The sequence below is a fragment of the Vibrio sp. Isolate24 genome, from assembly GCF_022398215.1.
Classification (GTDB): domain Bacteria; phylum Pseudomonadota; class Gammaproteobacteria; order Enterobacterales; family Vibrionaceae; genus Vibrio; species Vibrio coralliilyticus_A.
The window spans coordinates 622,489-644,605 of sequence record NZ_JAKEUU010000002.1; the positions used below are offsets into that span (position 1 = coordinate 622,489).

Here is a 22,117-nt window from a genome sequence, read left to right on the forward strand (position 1 = left end):
ACAGTTTTTAGGTATATGTATGTCAGTGGATGATATCACGATGACTCCGGCCAATGGTGGTTGGAGTCCACTTTCTCATTCTCAGCAACGTCTATGGTTGTTCCATCAACTCATGCCAGAAAGTATTGCGTATAACTTAGGTGGTGTTGCATGGTTATCGGGTGAGGGAATCACTAAAGAAAAAGTCCTAGACGCACTTTCTAAGACATTAGAAATGCACCCAGTCTTGCGTATAAAGATCGAACAAAGGGACGGACAACCTCAGCAGTCTGCGCATTATGACCGAATCCCAGTGGCTTTTGTCGATTTGACCGATGAAGCTGACGCTGCTGACATTGTAAAGCGAGAAGCCAAAGCTAAGACTTACCAGACGTATGACTTAGGAAATGAGCTACTGTGTAGATTCCACCTATACCAGCTAGCTGAAGATAAATTTGCTTTGAGCATTGCTGCGCATCATTTAATTACCGATGCTTGGTCATTACAGTTGTTTGTAAGCTCCATTGTTCAATTTGTATCAGGAAAGCCACCCAAAAGCCCAAAAGGGGTCAGTTACTTTGATTTTTCTGAAAGTCAAAATGACTTCGATCCTGTAAAAGAGAAGGCGGACTGGGAAGCTCTGAAGTTAGTGGGCGAGGAGCCCTGTATTCTTCAAGGCAAGACGACTCAGGAGCAGAGCGCTTATACCGCCGGGCATATAGAAGAGTCATTGGGCATTGATGAATCAGTCTTGGTCGAAAAGGCTGCCAAACATTTTGGTGTGACCAAATTTGAGGTGTTGTCTTGTGCATTGCTGTTAACTCTATCTTCATATGCCAACAATTCTCATCCGTCGATCACCGTACCAGCATTGAATCGAGACTCTGCGAATAGAAGGAATATCGGTTTTTACGTTAATAATGTGGTCTTGGGTGTTCAGGCAAATCCAGAGTTGAACTTGAGAGAAGTTGTGCAGCAGGTGAAAAGCAATCTGCGCGACTCATTGAAGTTCTCTCACTTACCTATAGAGAAGCTTTTAGGCCAGACGCCTCTTCCTACTGCTGCATTCAATTACCGTAGTCACGGGAATAAGCTCACTGTGAAAAGCATCGGCGAGGATGGCAACACAATTAAAGGTGTTTTTGAAGAATTCCCAGTGACCGAAACACCCTTTGAACTTGTCCTTGATGCGATTGCAGGAGAGCGGCTATCGCTGCGACTTGTTTATGCACAAGAGAAGTTCACTCAAGCTCAAATTGACAGCATTTTAAGCACATACAAAAATGTTCTGAACCAGATCTGCCAATCTCCTCAAAAGTCTCTAGCACAGACTAACGCGCTTTCTAGCTCAGATACAGTGGCCTTGGAAGCGCACTCAGCGGTACAACAAACATGGGTTCCAGTGACCTTTATGGCGTTGGTGGCTGAGCAAGCAAAACTGCGTCCTGAAAAAGTTGCCTTAAAACATGGTGATAAAACGCTGACTTACGCTGAGTTAGATGCTCAATCGAATTTAGTCGCAGATTCACTGCGTCAAAGAAAGGTTCAATCAGAAGGTGTTGTCGGTGTGATGATGGAGCGTGGCACCGATATGCTGGTCGCCATGTTGGGTATCATGAGAGCAGGCTGCGCATTCCTGCCGCTTGATCCGGATTATCCTGTTGAGCGCATTAGCTTTATGCTTGAAGACAGCGAAGCTCAGCAGTTACTGACTCAGCAACACTTGGTGGGTAAGGCTCAAGACCTTTTCATCCGATCTGAAAGTGCTCAAGAGTGCATTGCTATTGAATCTTTGTTAGCAACTGAGGTTGCAGTATCTGAGCCTGGTGAGTGTTCATATCAAGATATCCACCTGGACCAGCTGGCGTATTTGATTTACACCTCAGGCTCAACAGGTAAGCCTAAAGGCGTGGCAGTGAGTCATCGCGGACTGACAATGCACGTCCAGACGATTGGCGAGCAGTATGGCATGACGCCTGAAGATACAGAGCTGCATTTTGCTTCTATCAGTTTTGATGGTGCAGTGGAACGTTGGACTGTGCCACTGGCGTTTGGCTCAACACTTATCATTCGTGACCAGCAGTTGTGGACACCAGAAAAAACGACTCAAGTATTGGTAGACGAGAAAGTCACCATCGCTTGTTTCCCGCCAAGTTATGCAGGACCTTGGCTAGATTGGGTTGAACAAACTCTGCCAGACCTGTCTTTGCGCTCATTGACACTGGGTGGTGAGGCATTTACCCGAGATACGTTTGAACGAATTCAACGGGTGGTCAATCCACCTCGCATCGTCAATGGTTACGGCCCGACAGAAACGGTCGTTACTCCGATGATCTGGCGTGCTTATCCAGAAGATAAACTGGAAAGCTCGTACGCGCCGATTGGTCAGCCTGTAGGTGACCGTAAGTTGTATGTGCTGGACGAGAACCTTAAGCAGGTACCATTTGGAACGATTGGAGAACTGTACATTGGTATGGAGTCGGGCCTTGCTCGTGGTTACTTGAAACGACCTGACTTGACTGCTGAACGTTTTATTCCGGATCCATTTGCCGCTAACGGCGAGCGTATGTATCGCACTGGTGATTTGGTTCGATTTAGACAAGATGGTGTTGTTGAATACCTTGGCCGTGCCGATCAACAAGTTAAAATTCGTGGCTTCCGTATTGAGCTCGGAGAGATTGAATCTCGCCTACAGACGCTTGCTAATGCTGAGTTTTGTGCGGTTGTCGCACACCAGTCGCCGACAGGAAAGCGCCTAGTCGGTTATGTTCAATTGAGTGAAACAGAGCAAAAATCTGAATCTCAATGGCGTATAGAGTTAGCCACCCAGTTGCCAGATTATATGGTGCCGTCACGTATCATTGTTAGCCAGACACTCCCTCTGACACCTGCTGGTAAGGTGGATCGCAAGCAACTTGCCGCACCGGATTGGGATGAAGAACAGAAAGCGGGCGCGCCGCTGGAAGGCGACAGCCAATATCATCTGGCAGAAATATGGCGTGAGCTCCTAAAGGTAGAGTCTATTGGTTCTGACAGCCATTTCTTTGCACTTGGCGGAGACTCCATTACCGCTTTGCAAATGGTAGGTAAGCTACGTCAACGAGGTTTGATGCTGACACCAAAGCAAGTGTTTGACCATCCAGTACTCGCTGAGATGGCGTTATGTGTTCTCAATAGCCAAATCAAACCAGCTGAACAAGGTGAGCTGAGTGGCAAAGTATCCTTGCTGCCAATGCAGAAGCGATTCATTGAGAACTATCTAGATAAGAATGGTCAGCTAGAACTATGTAACCAGTACGCAAAACTCAATTTGCCAGCTCCTGTTAATGCAGACGCGATTGTCCGAGCACTTAAGCAAGTGGTGCAACATCACGATAGTTTGCGCCTTTCTTTCGGGGCTCCTAATACCACAACATCTGACGCAGCTGAGTATCTAGCTGAATATGTGACAACCGCAGATTTTGCATTCCACCTTTATGCAGAGCAGATAAACAGCGATGCAGTGCAGAGTGCGATTAATCCGTCTGTTGGTAAGCAATTGTCGGTCGGCTTGAATACTGAGACGGGCGAAATGCTGGTTGCCGTTCACCACCTTGTCATTGATGCGCTTTCTTGGCCTGTGCTTATTCAAGATTTGCTGGGCAGTTATCAGCAAGAAATGGGTGTTGACTCTTATGCCTTCGCTTCTAAAACTCACAATCAGGGTGATTGGTATGAGGCATTAGAGAGTCTTCATATCAGTCATAAACAGTCCGAATTCTGGAATGCTCAGCGAGCTGAACCTGCTTTCCCAACGGCGCTAACTGAAGGTAAAGATCAAGAAAGCGAAAGCAAAGGAATTCATAAGTACAGCCACCACATTGCTAAAGAACTCGCTGAACCTCTATTTGCATCGACTCAGGCCTTTGCCAGAATGAGCAAAGAGCAGACGTTAATGGCATTGTCTGCACTTGCAGTGAAAGAAATAACGTCTGCAAACGAGATTGTCATTCATCGCGAAAGCCATGGTCGCTTCAGTGAGTCGTTTGGATTGGATCTTTCACGCAGTGTTAACTGGCATACTGCGCTGTTCCCGCAAAAAGTTGTGCTAAGTGAGAGTATCAGTGAACTGTTAGCGAGTGTAAAAGATGGCTCACATGCAATCACCGATGGTGGCTTGAGTTACTCAGCGGGTGTTGTTCAGCAGCAATGGCAGTATCAAGACAATGTTGATGTGCTATTTAACTTCCTAGGCCGAGCAACGCAGGCTGATGTGAAAGGGGCTGAACTGGGTGAGTTTGGCTTATGGCGACCAGAAAATGCCAAAGCTGATGCCGTAATTGCATTGAATATCAGCGAAAATGATGATGGCTTTGACGTCGATTTGGAGTTTTCACTTTCTGCTCTGTCGAAATCTGAATGTGATGCGTATGTTCATCACTTAGAAGCAGCAATCAAAGTAGTGACGGAACATTGTATGTCTAACTCCGCCGTTTTGACACAAGCGGATGCGCCAAATACAAATCTGAGTCTCGCGACGTTAAGTCATGTAAGTGGTAACGCTCATCAACTTCCGAATCAAATTCTACCGTTGTCTACGCTCCAGCAAGGGTTGTATTTCCACGCTCAGCTATCGCAAGACACAAGCACCTATGTCAACCAAATTACCTTACCTATATCGGGTGCTGATGCTGGCCAGTTGGAAGAGGGTTGGAAAGCCTTGATGAAGCGTCATTCGATTCTACGTAGTACGCTGCATCAAGTTGAAGGTCAGGCGCACCTATATGTTTGGGATGATCTTCCTATCATGAGCAGAGTCTTTGATGGGCTAGAGAAAGTAGGCTTTGAATTAGAGTCGTATAAACGTTCGCTCATTGAACAAGGTTTCGAACTGGAACAAGATGCGAGCGCACAGCAGCTAAAACCTTTGTGGCGAGTCGATCTAGTGACAACGGGCGACAATGAGATCGCTTGTATCTTCACCATCCACCACATTCTGATGGATGGTTGGAGCACCGGTGTTCTACTTAGCGAACTGTTTGCTCACTACCAAAATATGAGCCTGCCTGTTGTCAGCCATGATTTTTCTGACTATTTAGAATGGGTTGTACAGCAAGAACCAGAAAGTGCTCAAGAGTACTGGCGTGGTTATCTGAATGGTGTTGAAGCGCCAACAATGTTGGTGGAACAATACGGTTCGAACACAGATAAACTAGGGCATGTGCGCCACAACGTGGACTTCAGTGCTGAGGTACTAAGTGGTTGGCAGTCTCAACTGAAGTCATCTGGTATCACGCTAAACACTCTCATTCAGGGCGCATGGCTACTGACGCTTCAACGTTACACGGGTCAGTCTCAGCCTGTTTTTGGCAATACGGTTGCGGGCCGACCATCGTCACTGGCAAACAGTGAAGCCATGGTTGGGCTCTTTATTAATACCTTGCCTGTTACATCGATGGTGGACTGGCAGGCGAAAACCAGTGAATGGCTTGCCGATATACAAGAGCAGGCGAGCGCGCAGCGTGAATTCAGCCATGTCTCTTTGTCAGAGGTACAAGCACAATCTCCACTCGCTGGTGAGAATCTGTTTGATTCGCTGGTGGTGTTTGAAAACTATCCATTGGATGAGAGCCTGTTTAGTGAAACTGGCCTTAAAATTGGCGAGCCTGACAGTTATGAGTTTACGCATTACCCGCTAACGTTGGCGGTATTGCCAGGTGAATCATTACGTATTGTTTTTGCGTACGACTCAGCGAAATTCTCACAGTCAGATATTGATGCGCTGTCAGCAACGACGTCTCATTATCTTGAGCAGCTTGTCGATAAGCTGACTCATAACCTGAGTGATATTGATGTATTGGACACCCAGCAACAGTCTCGCTTGTCTGGTCATATAAAAGCGTCTGAACCTTGGACTTACAAACCTTTCAATGAACTGTTAAAAGAGCAGGTGCTTGCTCAACCGGATAGTGAAGCGCTTGTGGCGAATCCTCTTGGGGGAACGGCCTTATCAACTAATGGCTCGGAACGGCTTGCTTTGACATACCAACAGCTGGATAACTTCAGTGATGGTGTGGCTGCTGAGATAATCGCACGCGGCATTCAACGAGACCAGCGGGTTGGTGTGATGTTTGCCCGTGGCGCAGACATGCTGGTGGCAATGATCGGTGTGTTGAAAGCCGGAGCTGCATTCCTACCTTTAGATCCTTCATACCCTCAAGACCGACTGGCCTACATGGTTGAAGATAGCGATGCTCAATGGCTGATTTCTGACGGTAGTTCGCAACAATTGGCACGTGAGATTTGTCAGCCAGATAACATCATTGCGTATTCTGATATCGACCTTCAGCAGCCTCTCGTAACTCGTCCTGAAATTTTAGAAGAGCAACTGGCGTATGTAATCTATACCTCTGGCTCAACGGGTAAGCCTAAAGGTGTGTGTGTTTCTCATTCTGGTCTGAGCATGCATGTTCAAACTATTGGCCAACGATATGGCATGACGCCACAAGACATCGAGCTGCACTTTGCTTCGATCAGTTTTGATGGTGCCGTAGAGAGATGGACTGTGCCTCTGGCCTTTGGTTCAAAGCTGGTGATTCGAGACCAGCAGCTTTGGAGTGCACAAGAGACATGTGCAGTGCTTGAGCGTGAAGCCGTGACCATCGCGTGCTTCCCGCCAAGCTATGTTGGACCACTGCTAGAGTGGATTGAGGTTGAACAGCCAACATTAGCCGTACGCTCTTGGACACTGGGCGGTGAAGCCTTTACACGAGAGACCTATTTCAAGCTTCAGCAGGTACTGAATCCGAAGCGCATTATCAACGGGTACGGCCCGACGGAAACTGTCGTGACGCCAATGATCTGGCAGGCTTATCCTGAAACGCAGCTAGAAAGTGCTTACGCACCTATCGGTACTGCAGTTGGTGCACGTAGTCTGTATGTATTGGACAGCGACCTTCGTCCGGTTCCATCTGGTGTCAGTGGCGAATTGTACATTGGTGAAGAAGTTGGCTTAGCTCGAGGTTATCTAGATCGTCCAGACTTAACGGCCGAGCGTTTTGTTCCCGATCCATTCGCAAATAACGGAGAGCGTATGTATCGCACTGGCGACTTAGTTCGCTGGCGCGAAGATGGCGTGATGGAGTATCTGGGGCGGGCAGATGACCAAATAAAAATTCGAGGCTTCCGTGTCGAATTAGGTGAAATCGAGTCACGATTACAGAGCATCAGTGGCAGTAAACTGAGTGCTGTCACCGCCTTTGAAGGTTCAGCTGGAAAGTACTTGGTCGGCTACGTAGAAGGTCACGCTGACCTAATAAACGGCGATGATATTCTCGCTCAAATGGCGAAAGTACTGCCTGACTATATGGTGCCTTCACAGCTTGTAGTCATGGAGTCAATGCCGTTGACGCCAGCAAGTAAAGTCGACAAGAAAAAACTGCCGCAGCCTGATAACCATGTTCAGCACAAAGCCTATGAAGCGCCAGAAGGTGAGATTGAACAGCTTCTTGCACAAGAATGGCAAGCCTTGTTCGGGCTAGAGAAGGTGAGTCGTAATGACGACTTCTTTGCTCTGGGTGGTCAGTCATTACTTGCTACACAGCTTGTTGGACGTTTGCAGCAAAAACACCAGATTCGTCTTTTACTTCAGAGTGTCTTTGATTCTCCAAGACTAGATGTGATGGCAACTCAGTGTACATCACTCAAAGAGCCCGCAGTCACGATCAAAACAGTGCCGCGCATGGAATACATGCCAGTGAGCGCTTCACAGAAGCGTTTATGGTTTGTTCAACAGCTGATGCCTGAAAGCTCTGCTTATCACATGCCGCTTGGCCTTAAGTTAAAAGGCGAAGTGAATAGAGAGTGGTTAGAGCATTCATTGCGCACTGTGATAGGCCGCCATGAGGCTCTGCGTACCAGCTTCGTGCAGGTAGATGGCGAGCTGATGCAGTCTATCCATTCTGATGACGATGTAAGTCAATTCGCATTAGCAGAATACTCAGCTGATGATTTCTCCGACTTAGAGGCTCAGCGCCTAAACTGGATCGGTGAAACCTTTGATTTGTCATCGCCTTCATTATTGAGAGCATACTTAATCAAGCATTCAGAACAGGAATTTGAGTTACTTCTGGTTGTTCATCACATCGTCTCTGATGGTATTTCGATTCAAAACCTAATGCGAGAGCTGTCGGCTGTTTACTCGTCGTACAGCCATTCTGGGCAGTTTGAGTCAAACATAGAGACTGTCGCGCTGGATTACGCCGATTACGCTAGCTGGCAGCAAGAATGGTTAAAGTCAGATAGCGCCAAAGAATCACTTTCATGGTGGAAAGAGACGTTAGCGAAAGATATTGAGCCGCTTGTTCTCCATAGCGATGTCGCGAGAGACCAGCTCGAAACCACCGGTCAGCGTCATCACTTCACTCTGACCAAGCAGCAGGTCAACGCGATTGAGACTCTTGCTGCACAAAGCGCAACGACTCCGTTTAACGTTATGTTAAGCCTGTGGCACTTATTGCTTCACAAGTATTCTGGGCGTGATGAAATTCGAGTTGGTATCCCTGTCGCAGGCAGAACACAGCCAGACACTCAGCAGATGCAAGGCTGCTTCATTAACAACTTGGTGATCCCTGCGCAGTTAGACGCGGCAATGAGTTACGACAATCTGCTCCAAGACACAAAACGTTTTACTGAGCAGGCGTTGACCCATCAGGATGTGCCATTTGAGGTATTGGTAGAGTCTCTTGGTGTGACGGGTAATTTGCAGTACCATCCGTTGTACCAGACGAGTTTCAACTTCCAACGTATTGAACGCTCAATTCTCGCTGAATGGGGAGGAGTACAAGCAGAAGCGTTTGATCCGGGCGTGGTCGCGGCTCAGTTAGAGTTGAGCTTAGATGTTCAGGCTTATGATGACGGCGAATGGAGCGGTTTTGTTAACTACGCAGCACCAGTATTCGATCAACCGTTTGTCGAAGCGTTACTTGGTCACTGGCTCAAGCTGCTTGAACAAGTTGCCTTGAATCCCAACGCGATGCTGTCTGAACTCAAGTTGGTTGATTCTGACGAGTTCGCACAAATTGAAGCATTCAGCGCGACGAAGAAATCATGGGGTGAAATGCTCCCTCCGCCAGTCGCTGTTGAAGCTCAAGCACAGCGCACCCCTGAGGCGATTGCTTTGTCCATGGGTCAGCAGTCAATGACTTACGCTGAATTCGACAGCAAAGTTAATCAGTTGGCTCAGTGGCTACGCCAACAAGGTGTGGGCGAAGAAACCAGAGTCGGCCTTGGTTTACCACGCTCGTTTGAACTAGTAATTGGATTACACGCGATTACTCGTGCCGGTGGTGCTTATGTGCCATTAGACCCAAGTTATCCAGCAGAACGTTTGAATTACATTCTTGAGTCTGCGGACGTATCCATCTTACTGACCGATAGTGAGACCTTGCCACAATGGCCAGAAAATCCTCAATGTCAGTATGTGGCGCTAAATCAGGCTGAGATCTTACAGCAAGTCAACGAGCAGAGCACTGAGGCTCCAGTGGTAAATTGGCAGGCTGAACAGTCGCTGTATGTCATCTTTACTTCCGGTTCTACAGGACTACCAAAAGGAGTGGTAAATACCCAGTCGGCACTGCACAACCGTTTGGCTTGGATGCAAAACGAGTATCAGTTAGATTCCAGTGACTGTGTCCTTCAGAAAACACCGTTTAGCTTTGATGTCTCTGTATGGGAGTTCTTCTGGCCGCTTATGTATGGTGCAAGACTAGCGATTGCTGAGCCAGATCATCACCGACAACCTGAGTTATTGCATAACACCATTCGCGAGCAGGGCGTAACGACGATCCATTTCGTTCCTTCGATGCTTCATGCGTTTGAAAGTGAAACGGATATTGGAGAGTGCAGCAGCCTGCGCCGCATTATATGTAGCGGTGAAGCTTTACCTGCTGAGTTGACTGAAAAAGTGTTGACGGGCGCGCCAGATTGTCAACTGCATAACCTCTATGGTCCGACTGAAGCGGCTATTGACGTGACTTACTGGCAATGTGAATTGCCTGTCGGTAAACGCATCCCGATTGGTCATGCGATTAGCAACACCCAACTTCATGTATTGGATGATTGTTGGAATCCAGTCCCCGTAGGTGTACCTGGTGAGCTTTACCTAGCGGGTGACGGCCTTGCGCGCGAGTACCTATCCAGACCTGATTTGACTGCCGATCGTTTCGTGCCAAATCCGTTTGCGTGCGAGCAAGATGGGAACATCGGTTCTCGTATGTACCGCACCGGTGACCAAGTGGTCCGCATGCCAGATGGCAGACTTGAATATCTGGGTCGATTGGACCATCAGGTAAAAATTCGTGGGCTTCGTATTGAGTTGGAAGAAATTGAGAATGTTCTGAACCAACACGATGACGTCGATGAATCTGCAGTCATTGCTTATGAGCATCAAACAGGGACGCAGCTTGTCGCTTACGTGGTTTGCGGCGAGTGGAATTCAGAAAAAGAAACCGCTACTAAAGCACACTTGAATGACCACCTTCCAGACTACATGGTTCCTGCAATCTACGTTGCACTGGATGAAATGCCTCTTTCACCAAATGGTAAGCGTGATCGCAAAGCGTTGCCTTCTCCAGAGTGGAGTCAGGTGGAATATCGCGCCCCAGAGAGTGAACTGGAAATTTGGTTTGCCAACACTTGGCAGCAAGTCCTTGGCTCAGAAAAAGTGGGCTTAGACGATAACTTCTTTGCGCTCGGAGGCCACTCTCTGCTAGCCACACGTATCGTTGCTCAAGCACAAAAAGAGCTCGACTTAGCGATTTCATTAAAAGACTTCTTTGCCGCTGGGACGCTACAGGCGTTAACGGATGCACTTCAGTCTCAGTATCAGGCAAACAATGAACAAGAACAGGATGAACTCGACGCCATGGCAGCACTAATGGACGAGTTGGAATTGTTATGACCCAAGAATCAAATTCAAAAGCACAACAAAAACCAAAAATAGACAAATTTGCATTAGCAAAACGTTTTCTAAACCTTGGCGAGCAAGAACAGGCGAAATTTATCGCTCTGCTTGACGCCAAAGGAATGAGCTTTGAAAAGCTACCGATTGTCTCAGCAGAAGAGGTGCGTGATGTGCCTCTTTCTCCGGCGCAGAAACGACTTTGGGACATCTATCAGCTTGATGCTGGTAATAGTGCTTACCACATCAGTGGTGGCTTTGAGCTCTCTGGTGCTCTCTCTACTGATAAAATGGAACTGGCACTTGCTGGTGTCATGAGCAAGCACCACGCCTTGAGAACACGCTTTGTTGTTTCGGGCCAAGGCGAGCCGAAGCAACATGTTGACCAACACTGTATTGCTCACGTTGAGCTTAAAGACGGCAGACACTTAACGGAAAATCAGCTGGGCGAATGGACAGCGGAATTTATCGCTAAGCCGTTTGATTTGCTTCATGAGATGCCGGTGCGAATGGCGTGTATTCGTGCATCTGAAGACAAAACCCATGTGATCATCGTGATGCATCATATTGTATCTGACGGCTGGTCTATCGGATTATTTATGCGGGATCTGGTCTCCGCCTATCAGGGTGAGTCTCTAGAGCCATTGAGCATTCAGTACAGTGACTTTTCTGTCTGGCAGGATGCACTACTAAAAGCGGGCAAAGGGGACGAGGATCTTCAATTCTGGCAGCAAGAGTTAGGTGATAAGCAGCCGCAAAAACTGTTTGAGTGGACGGGCGATATTGCACCTAATCAGCGTCGAGAAGCACAGCAGGTAAGCCTAAAGTTTGATGGTAATGTTTCTGAACGCATTGCACGCCTTGCAAGGCAAAATAACGTCACCACTTCGAGCTTTTGGCTAGCCATTTGGCAGGCTGCGCTGTTCAAGTTGACAGGACGCAACGATATCAACATTGGTATGCCAATGGCTAACCGCGCCCGACCAGAAGTATCTGACGTTATTGGCTTTTTCGTAAACACTAATGTGGTTGCGCAAGACATACAACCTGAGCAGAGCTTTGGTCAAATCATGACTAGAGCTCACAACAAAGTGCTGGAGATTCAGGAACACCAGCTATTGCCGTTTGATCGTGTGGTTTCTTCATTGTTGGCGGAAAGGTTGGTTGGCGAAACGCCTTACTTTCAAGTGTTGTTTAATCATCAGGTCAATCAAACCGAGTCGGTCGAGTTTGCTCCGGGTGTGGCGGCAAAGCCTCTGGCACTTAAAGGCAACTTCGCATTGTTTGATGTAGCTTTGGATGTGTTGGAATCTTCGAGTGGTACTCAGGTAACGCTGACTTACGCAAAAGATCGTATCGACCCCGAGATGATGGCTTCGCTTACTAGCACTCTGAACCTGTTGGTCTCGCAAGCAGAACAAAACCTGAATACACCATTGGCTGCGCTTAACTCACTGGATCAGGATCAACTCGCCAGATTATCGCAACTGTCGCAGCCAGAAGGTGAGTGGCGTTATCAACCAGTCACTGAGTTGTTCGATCTTCAGGGTATTGAGCAACCGTCAGCCACTGCATTAAAACATGGTCAGCAAAGTGTCTCGTTTAAACAGCTGGAAGAAAAATCGAACCAGCTGGCGAATCAGTTAGTGGAACAGGGTGTCGTTCGCGATCAAGCTGTGGGTGTTCTTTTTGAGCGCGGCAACGATATGATCATAGCGATGATCGCCATTATGAAGGCTGGTGGGGCGTTTCTACCACTTGACCCTGATTATCCGACCGACCGATTGGCTTACATGATCGAGGATTCTGCTGCGAGCTTGGTCATCAGCGATAAATCATTGCGCTCACGTTGGGTAGAGATTGGCTCACACGTCTTTTCACATGCGGATCAGGCGGCTTCAGTTTCACCGCTTTATATGGATGCGCTAGATTGGCAAGGTCTCTCAAAAGCCAAGCCAGAGGTAGAACTCTTACCAGAGCAGTTGGCTTACATCATCTACACATCAGGGTCGACGGGTAAACCTAAAGGTGTTGCGATTGCCCATGATGGCCTGAGTATGCATGTGCAGACGATAGGTGCTCAGTATGGGATGACGCAAGATGACGTTGAGCTTCACTTTGCGTCAATCAGTTTTGATGGAGCAGTAGAGCGCTGGACAGTGCCATTGGCGTTTGGTTCTCGCTTGGTGATTCGCGATCAACAACTATGGAGTGCAGAGAAAACCTGTGATGTTCTCAAACAGGAAGGGATTACGATAGCCTGTTTCCCTCCAAGTTATGTTGGCCCGTTGCTGGATTGGATAGAGACGGCTCAGCCTAAGTTGAATGTACGTTCTTGGACTTTGGGTGGTGAAGCCTTTACTCGTGAAACCTATGACCGCCTGCAATCTGTTGTAAACCCACCACGTATTATCAATGGTTATGGGCCAACAGAAACCGTGGTGACACCAATGATCTGGCGTGCTTACCCACAGGATAAGCTAACCAGCGCCTATGCACCTATCGGTCAACCTGTTGGCGCTCGTAGACTTTATGTGTTAGACGGGTTGCTTAACCAAGTTGCCGAAGGCGCAGTCGGGGAGCTGTACATTGGTGAAGAAGTCGGCCTCGCACGTGGGTATTTGGGTAAGCCAGATATGACCTCAGAAAGGTTTATGCCGGATCCATTTACCAATAATGGCGAGCGTATGTATCGCACTGGTGATTTAGTTCGTTGGCGGGAAGACGGTGTAATGGAATATTTTGGCCGTGTTGATCAACAGATAAAAATCCGTGGATTCAGAATTGAACTGGGTGAGATAGAATCAAGGCTTCAGCAAATATCCGGCGTCGAGACTTGTGTGGTTGCGGCGCATCGTCATGGTTCTATGGCCCACCTTGTGGGGTATCTGCATGGCGCTGATGCAAACAAGGTTGATAGCGTTTCGATATTATCTGAGCTTGCTGAGCATCTGCCGGAGTATATGGTACCAGCGCATCTCGTAGTGCTAGATTATTTGCCGTTAACTCCAGCAGGTAAGGTAGATAGAAAAGCGCTACCGGAACCAGAGTTCAAATCTGAGCTGTCGCAAGGTTTGCCACCGGAAGGTGAGAAAGAAACTCTCCTTGCTGAGATTTGGCAAGAGCTACTGGGTATTAATTCTGTTAGCCGAGAAGATAGCTTCTTTGCGTTAGGTGGAGACTCTATATTGAGCCTTCAGCTAGTGAGCAAATTGAAACTGGCAGGTCTCAACGTATCTCCAAAGCAAGTATTCCAAGCGCCAGTGCTGAGCGAGTTAGCACAAGTACTTGAAGCAGCGGTTGAGCAAGAGCAAAGAGAGTTGCCAAAAGAACCATTTGGTCTGATGCCAATTCAGGCTCATTTCATGGCGCAAAACTTTGATCAGCCAAACCACTGGAACCAGCATGTGTGTGTTGAGTTGAAGCAGGATATGGATATTCAAGCACTGGCTACTGCGCTTAAAGGGTTAGTAGAGCATCATCCCGCGTTGAGATTGTCGTTTTCTCAAACTGAAGGTAAATGGCAGCAGCAATACGTCGAGCATGTTTCCCATGATCTTCTATGGAAAACTCAGCTAGACAGCTTAGAGGCATTCGAAGTGTTTGCTCACGAGTTGCAAACAAGCCTTGATATCGAAGCAGGCCGACTGATTCAAGCAGGCTACGCTCAAATCGAGGGGCAGAAATCTCGCTTGATGATTGTAATTCATCACTTAGCTGTAGATGGCGTCTCATGGCGAGTCCTGATGGATGACTTATGGCGTGCTTATCAGCAAACGCTTTCAAGTGACGAAAAGTCAAAGAAAACAGTTGAGCTACCACCTGTTTACACCTCTTTGGATATGGCGGTAGATAGCCTCAACAACTGGGCATCAACAGAACAGGGCAAAGCTAGGAAAGCCGTTTGGAACGAACAAGCTTTCCATGTGGAAAATACACACGCTAAAGCAATCTATGGCAACAAGCGCTCACTCAAGGTTGAGCTAAGCCGTGAGGTGACGTCGGCTTTACTGAGTTCTGAAAACATCACAGTTGAACTTGTTTCTGCTTTGGCAGCAATTGTGGGAAGCAACGAAGATGGTCAAAGCGTGTATCTAGAAAGTCATGGTCGTGACGAGTCTGTCTTTGAAGGGTTAGATCTAAGCCGCATGGTGGGCTGGATGACGAGCCTCTATCCGATGACTTTGAATGCCTCAGATTCTCGAGATGATATCGCCGAGCGTATGGCGCTATTGAGCCAAGACTCAGGCATTGGCTATGGACTGCGCTACTTAGAGGATGAGCCTCAAGAGCAAACGGTGGAGCTAACATTCAATTACTTGGGGCAGTATCAAGGCAATAGTTTTGCTCATTGGTGCCAACCAGTGTCGTCAAACTCGCGTGATCAAGCAGATGATAACACCATGTTGACGCCTTTGGTCATCAATGCCCAAGTTGTGGATGGTGTATTGAGCGCTGATTTTGAATATGCAACGAGTCATTATTCGAAATCAGATATTGAGACCAAAGCGACTATATGGAAAGAAAAGCTTGAATTGATACACTCGGCATCTAAATCGCGTAAAGGCGAGGCGATAGCAGCCAAAGCTGACCTTAAATTGATCGAGAAGCTTAATACCAATGTTGACGGGATTTCACCTGTATTCTGTATTCATCCAGTGACGGGCCGAACAGTTGGTTATCAAAAATTAGCTCAAGCATTGGCGGGCAAACGCACCGTTTATGGTGTTCAGTCTCAGAGCTTCGTCTATCCAAATCGCTTTGACACTTCGTTTAGCGCAATGGCTGATACTTATTGCGCGACTATTCGTCAAATACAGCCATCAGGGCCTTACACATTGATTGGTTGGTCGCTTGGCGGCGCGCTCTGTCAGGAAGTCGCAGCCCGCCTTGAAGCAGCTGGTGAAAGTGTCGCTTTCCTCGGATTGTTGGACTGCTATGTGCCGGGCACTGAAATTGCCGAAGATCAATGGGAATCACCGAAAGCAAAAGCTAAGCTGATTGAGCATCTAGAATTGCTCTTGGGTAATTTATCGGAAGGGCAAAGGCAAACCTGCCTTGCAGGGTTTGACCAATCGACACCAGATAAATGGCCAAACGTATTCTCATCTTGGTTGGCTGAACAAAACTTCGATCACTATCTATCTGAAAGTGCACAGCAAATGCTATATAGCTGGGCGGTAGAGCAGCACATGAGAGCGCTGTGTCATGAGTATCAGTTACCAGAAATTAATACCAAACCAACCGCATATTGGGCTGGGAAACCTGAAGGCCGACACAAGCTGTTGAGTTCGGAGCTGTCAAAAGTTAACACCCAGCTAAGCAGTGAAGTGCTGGATACAGATCATTTAGGGATAGTGCAAGATAGTGTCCTGATAGAGAAATTACGTCACTTATTAATAATCAATACATTATAGATCTATAACGACTAATTTATAGATTCCATTTTTCTATAAAACTCGTTAAACTCCATTCGCATTCGAAATGCTAATGATAATGGTTATCATAATTATTAATATAATATTCGGTAAAACCGAAAGTTAAGGAGAGAGACATGAATCGGCAGTTTTTGCTGAGCCCAGCTTGTTTGGCAGTCGCGTTCGCTCTATCTGCTGGTGCAGTAAACGCAGCAGAAGACGAAACAGTAGTGGTAATCGGTCAAGAGCACGACAGTGCTGTAGGCCCAGATTTTAGTTACCTAGGCCAAAAAAGTCGTACAGCGACTAAAACAGATTTAGCAATCCATGAAACACCACGGGCGGTTTCAGTGGTTACTCGCGAGCAGATGGATGACCGCGCGTCAATCAGCATCTCAGACGCACTTCAGTATACGCCGGGTATTCAAGCTAATTTTTATGGTGAGGATAACAAACAAGATTGGTTTGTTATTCGTGGTTTCACGCAAGCAAATAATGGGCTTTACCAAGATGGGACGCGCCTATATTCGGCAGGCTTCTACAGCTGGCAGATTGACCCATTTGCATTAGAACGTGTGGAAATTCTGCGTGGTCCAGCTTCCGTACTTTACGGACAAAACCCACCGGGTGGTTTGATCAATACGGTAAGCAAGCGTCCTCAATTTGATGGCGGCTCAGGTCAAGTTGCGGTTGAGTATGGTTCGTATGATAGAACTCAGATTAGCTTGGATGTTAACCGTGAACTCAATGAAGATGTTGCTTTCCGTCTTGTCGCTATGGGCCGAAAGAATGGTACCAAAGTCGACAATGTCGATGCCGAGCGTATTTTGATAGCGCCGTCTCTAGCGTGGAACATTAACGACAGCAGTAGCATTACCTTCCTAACTAGCTATCAAAAAGATGATTCTGATCCGTATCTACAGTTTTTACCAATGGAAGGGACCTTAACGAGTAACCCTAATGGCACAATCTCAGATGATGTTGCAGTAGGAAACCCAGACTGGGAAAGGTTTGAACGAGAACAGCTTTCTTTGGGTTATGAGTTCGAACACCAATTCAATAGTGCTTTGAGTTTCGGTCAATCTGCTCGCTACAGCCGAATGGATATCGACTTGCGTCAGATGTATTTTGCTGGCTATTCAGCGGATGCTACTTTTAACGGTAATAGTATCGGTGCTTTATTGGATCCCACTGGATCACGTCAAACTATTTCACGAGGTGCATCTATTGAAAAAGGACAATCAGATGCTTTCAATATTGACAACAGGTTAGTTTATGAGTTTAAAACTGGTGATTTTAGCCATACCTTACTAACAGGAATAGATTATCAGAGTATAGATATAGACAGCAAAACGTTTGCAAATGATCCAACTATAACTAATGGTAATGAATTTAAAACCATACCTGGCGTAGGAAGCATCCCCGACCCAACGTTCAATATCTTCAACCCTAGTTATACAAATAATATTGTATTACTCAACGGTGTAACCCAAGTCACCGAAGACGATATGCAAACAACAAGTACTAAGAACAGCCAGCTTGGCTTATACGTACAAGATCAGATTAAGTATCACAACTGGGTGTTCCAAGCAGGTCTACGATATGACGACACGTCAAACGAAGATAGCAATCAGTCCACAGGAAAAACTTACAAAGCTGATTACGAAGAATGGACCTCAAGTGCGGCTGTTGCCTATGTTATGAACAATGGCTTTACTCCATATGTGACTTACGCGCAATCTTTCGAGCCAGTCATTAAGACAGTGGACAATCAAGCTGCTAAACCAGAACGGGGCGAAGCAATAGAAGCCGGTGTTAAGTATCAACCGAGAAGCTTTGATGGTTACTTTAACTTTTCTGTCTATGAAGCCACTAAAAAGGATGTTGTCCAATCGGTTAATTCAGAAATCAAGCAAATCGGGGAAATACGTAACCGAGGTATGGAACTTGGTGCGGTAGCGAATGTTACTCAGGCTCTCACTTTGATTGGTAACTTATCTTACGTTGATTCTGAAATCAAAGATGATACAAACACGTCCATAATAGGTAATCAGCCCCAGCAGGTGGCGGATACTACAGCTTCGGCTTGGGCTAAATACCAATTCTTTGGTGGTACCTTTGACGGTCTCAGTATAGGTGGTGGTGTACGTTATACAAGTGATAGCTATGCTGGAAATGATAATGCAAATACTGTCCCTTCTTATACACTTTATGATGCAACGGTTAGCTACCGAATTGATGACTATAAATTCCAAGTTGCCGCGAAGAACATCTTTGACAAAAAATACATAGCAACTTGTACGGGTAATACTTGGTGTTACTACGGTGACAGCCGCAATGTTATCGCGAGTCTGAGCTATGACTGGTAACCGTGATACCCTCGACACTCTGCCCTTTGGGCAGAGTGTTCAGCAACAAGGGGATACATGTTGCGTTGAGATGCCAAGTGGTCAGTTAACACTTAGCAAGGAAAGTGGCGGTTATTGGCGTGTGACCAGCAGTGCCATCAATGATAAGGAAGTGGTTCAAGCTTTTGTCCTTATGCTTGAGCACCGTACGGATATTCGTTGTATTGATCTTGGCGAATTTACTTTCTCATCGTTAAACGACATCACTCATGTCACAGGTGAAGGTATTCGTCTGGTTTGGCGAGAAACTTTACTGCAGTTGCCAGAACTTTGGCTAAAGCAGCAGCGTCGCGCTATCCCACATAAGCAGATTCTCGCTTCTAATGGCTATCATCCTCTTCGTCCAAGACCTCAAAAAGGTGAGTTGTACAGCCGCTACATTCCTGAGCTAGAGCAGACGCTGTCTCTGGTTGGGTTTGATGTAGAGCAGCATGCTGAGCTGTTTTCAAAATGGCAAAACAGTGGACGAGTGGCTGCGTTTTGGGAGCAGACAGGCACTTTAGAAGAGCATAAAGCTTATCTAGAGGAGCAATTGGTCAATGATAAAAACCAGCTCTTGATTGTGTGCCTCAATAACGAGCCCTTTGCTTACATTGAAGCCTATTGGACAAAAGAAGATCGCATCGCGCCGTATTATGCAGCAGGCGATTACGATCGCGGTATTCACATGCTTGTTGGTGAAGAGCATCACCGTGGCAGTCACAAGGTCGCCGCTTGGCTTCCTTCAGTATGCCACTTCCTTTACCTGTCCGATCCAAGGACAGAGAAAATTGTCAGCGAACCAAGAGCAGATAACGCCAAGATGATTGGTTATCTGCAGAAATTCGGTTTCGCCAAATTAAAAGAATTCGACTTCCCTCATAAGAGGGCAGCTCTAATGTGTCAGTTGAGAGATACCTTCTTTAGCGATTGCTTTTAGTATCGCGACCCAGTTTTAGGGTGTCTCGGGGATAGAGAGCCAAAGAGCTCAACGGAAAAACATGAGGTTACAAAAATGACAGACCAGATTAAGGAATATGATGTGCTTGGCGTGGGCTTTGGCCCTGCTAACTTATCAATTGCGATTGCGTTAGAAGAAACGGCGCAGAACCAAGAATTAAGTTACTGCTTCCTAGAGCAAAAATCTCATTTCGAATGGCATGGTGGCATGTTGCTAGATGGCACTCGAATGCAGATTTCTTGTTTGAAAGATTTGGTGACGCTGCGCAATCCAACCAGCCCTTATTCCTTTGTGAACTACCTACATTCACATGACCGCTTAAGTTCATTCATCAACTTGGGCTCTTTGCACCCTTCACGCGTCGAATTCAATGACTACCTGACTTGGGTTGCAAACCAGTTTGATTCTGTCGTGACTTATGGACAACGCGTTATCGACATCGAACCGATTGAAGTTGATGGCGAAATTACCAAAGTTCGCGTTATTTCAACGGATATCAATGGCAACCAAACAGTACGTATTGCGAAAAACCTATTGATTGGTATGGGTGGTATGCCGAAACTTCCAGATCTGTTTAGTGGCCTGAATGACGAGAAGGTGATCCACTCATCGAAATACAAGGTGTGGCGTGAACAGTTTAATGCTGGTACGGAAACGCCTAAGATTGCGGTTGTCGGTGCAGGTCAAAGTGCTGCCGAGATCTTCGTTGACCTGACAAACCGTTATGAAGAAGGTGAAGTTCACCTCGTCAACCGTAATTTTGCTCTACACCCAGCAGATGACAGTGCATTCGTTAACGAGATCTTCGATCCTGAGTTCACGGATCACGTATACAAGAGCACTGATGAAGAGCGTAAAACCATCCTTTCTCGCTTCAATGGCACAAACTATTCCGTTGTAGATACAGAAGAGCTTAGCGCTATTTATGAGCGTCTATACCTTCAGCGCGTGACTGGCGAAGGCAAGCACCAACATCTGCGCTGTCACGATATTCAAGAAGTAGGGCAGAAAGAAGGTAAGATTGCGCTTCGTTATAATGATCGCATTCATAGCGAGCAAAACTGGCACGACTACGATGCAGTTGTCCTTGCTACTGGCTATCGTTACGACCAGTTCAACCAAATGTTGAACAAACTAGAACCACTAATGTCGGATAAGCAGGTTGAGCGTCATTATCGTCTACCAATGCAGGAATCTTGCAAAGTGAACGTATTCCTTCAAGGTTGCTGTGAATCATCACATGGTCTGAGCGATACTTTGCTTTCTGTTCTGGCAGTACGTTCGAAAGAGATTGTTGACTCGCTATTCGCCAACTTTGAAACAGAAAAAGTCGCAGAAGAAGCTTAAAGCATCAAACAGACTATGAGGGCCGTAACATAAAGTGTTACGGCCTTTTTGTTTTTTGGGTTACTTATTGATAATTAAGAGCTTAATGAACAAAAATATGCCTCATAACTAAGAGGAATTAAAGAACTGTGAGCGAGCTCTGGCGGTTGTTTCTTTATCACGCCTATGTTTGTGCTGGTTGTAAAACCACCACTTTAAACACAACGTTGGTCCAGAGGCTTTTATGAAGAAGAAAATAATAACTACCGTTCTACTCAGTGCTCCTATGTCGCTCAATGCAGCAGAGTTCCCAGGATTGGATGAAGCACTACCCAGTTTGATTGATATATCTGCTCAGGTTCCTGTTTTCGATTGGGATGGTGACGGTTGCTATCCCGCTGCGGGTATAAGCCGCAATGGAGAAATGAATCCGGGATTGAAACCATCTGGTGCGCTCAATGGAAGTTGTAGAGATGCAGGCTTTCTCGATATTTCCAATACCCTTCACCGTTACGCTTGCATACAGGGAAGTGATGGGCAGGAGTGCTGTGCTCAAGCCTATGACACCTATTATGAAAAAGATCAGGCAATTCCGGGAATTGGGTTAGGGGGTCATCGCCACGACTGGGAATCAGTCATCATCTGGACAATTGATGATGCTGTCGCATATGGTTCGGTGAGTTGCCATGGTGATTTGGAAACCAAGCCAAGAGAACAGTTACCAATGAAAGGCGAACATCTAAAAGTGGTTTACCACAAGGATGGTATTTTGACCCATTGCATTCGTTTTGCCAAAGACAATGAGGTTGCAGAAAATCACTATGGACAATTTGTAACGCCGCCAATAACTTCTTGGTATGAACTGTCAGGTGACAACCTCTCCAATGAAGCTATGCGCAATAAACTCAATAGCTTTGACTATGGAAAAGCGTCAATCAAAGTGAAAGATAGCTCTTTTCTTACCCACATTAATCAGTGGCGACCAGCTGGGTTCCCGCAATTTACCCAGCAGAGTGTCGAAGCTTCCAATCCTTATTAAACGTAGTAAATCGAATGGCCTAATCCATATTAGGCCATTTCTCTTCTTCTATGCGTGATTCAGCATGTT

The 22,117-nt window shown here is 46.6% G+C and carries 6 protein-coding genes; all 6 read left to right on the top strand.

Features of this window, described 5'->3' with window-relative positions:
• Positions 1 to 19 precede the first annotated feature (19 nt).
• Positions 20 to 10,918 (top strand): non-ribosomal peptide synthetase, encoded by a 10,899-nt coding sequence (locus L1D23_RS11180; protein ID WP_239866311.1) that lies wholly within the window; start codon positions 20 to 22, stop codon positions 10,916 to 10,918.
• On the top strand, positions 10,915 to 16,335 hold the full coding sequence (locus L1D23_RS11185) for a non-ribosomal peptide synthetase (RefSeq protein WP_239866312.1): 5,421 nt from the start codon (positions 10,915 to 10,917) through the stop codon (positions 16,333 to 16,335). Before L1D23_RS11180 ends, L1D23_RS11185 begins: the two co-directional genes overlap by 4 nt.
• A 137-nt stretch (positions 16,336 to 16,472) precedes the next feature.
• The gene (locus tag L1D23_RS11190; protein ID WP_239866313.1) at positions 16,473 to 18,704 is read left to right on the top strand and encodes a TonB-dependent siderophore receptor; all 2,232 of its coding nucleotides are present in this window, start codon (positions 16,473 to 16,475) and stop codon (positions 18,702 to 18,704) included.
• On the top strand, positions 18,694 to 19,662 hold the full coding sequence (locus L1D23_RS11195) for a GNAT family N-acetyltransferase (RefSeq protein ID WP_239866314.1): 969 nt from the start codon (positions 18,694 to 18,696) through the stop codon (positions 19,660 to 19,662). Before L1D23_RS11190 ends, L1D23_RS11195 begins: the two co-directional genes overlap by 11 nt.
• Positions 19,663 to 19,737: 75 nt before the next feature.
• Positions 19,738 to 21,030 (top strand): lysine N(6)-hydroxylase/L-ornithine N(5)-oxygenase family protein, encoded by a 1,293-nt coding sequence (locus L1D23_RS11200; protein ID WP_239866316.1) that lies wholly within the window; start codon positions 19,738 to 19,740, stop codon positions 21,028 to 21,030.
• A 223-nt stretch (positions 21,031 to 21,253) separates the two neighbouring features.
• Entirely contained in the window at positions 21,254 to 22,048 is a 795-nt protein-coding gene (locus L1D23_RS11205) for an NPP1 family protein (protein ID WP_239866317.1), read from the top strand.
• The last annotated feature ends 69 nt before the right edge of the window (positions 22,049 to 22,117 follow it).

Bases quoted from the DNA above. Each gene is read 5' to 3' on its own strand.
- L1D23_RS11180 (WP_239866311.1), top strand. From the start codon at position 20: ATGTCAGTGGATGATATCACGATGACTCCGGCCAATGGTGGTTGGAGT.
- L1D23_RS11185 (WP_239866312.1), top strand. From the start codon at position 10,915: ATGACCCAAGAATCAAATTCAAAAGCACAACAAAAACCAAAAATAGAC.
- L1D23_RS11190 (WP_239866313.1), top strand. From the start codon at position 16,473: ATGAATCGGCAGTTTTTGCTGAGCCCAGCTTGTTTGGCAGTCGCGTTC.
- L1D23_RS11195 (WP_239866314.1), top strand. From the start codon at position 18,694: ATGACTGGTAACCGTGATACCCTCGACACTCTGCCCTTTGGGCAGAGT.
- L1D23_RS11200 (WP_239866316.1), top strand. From the start codon at position 19,738: ATGACAGACCAGATTAAGGAATATGATGTGCTTGGCGTGGGCTTTGGC.
- L1D23_RS11205 (WP_239866317.1), top strand. From the start codon at position 21,254: ATGAAGAAGAAAATAATAACTACCGTTCTACTCAGTGCTCCTATGTCG.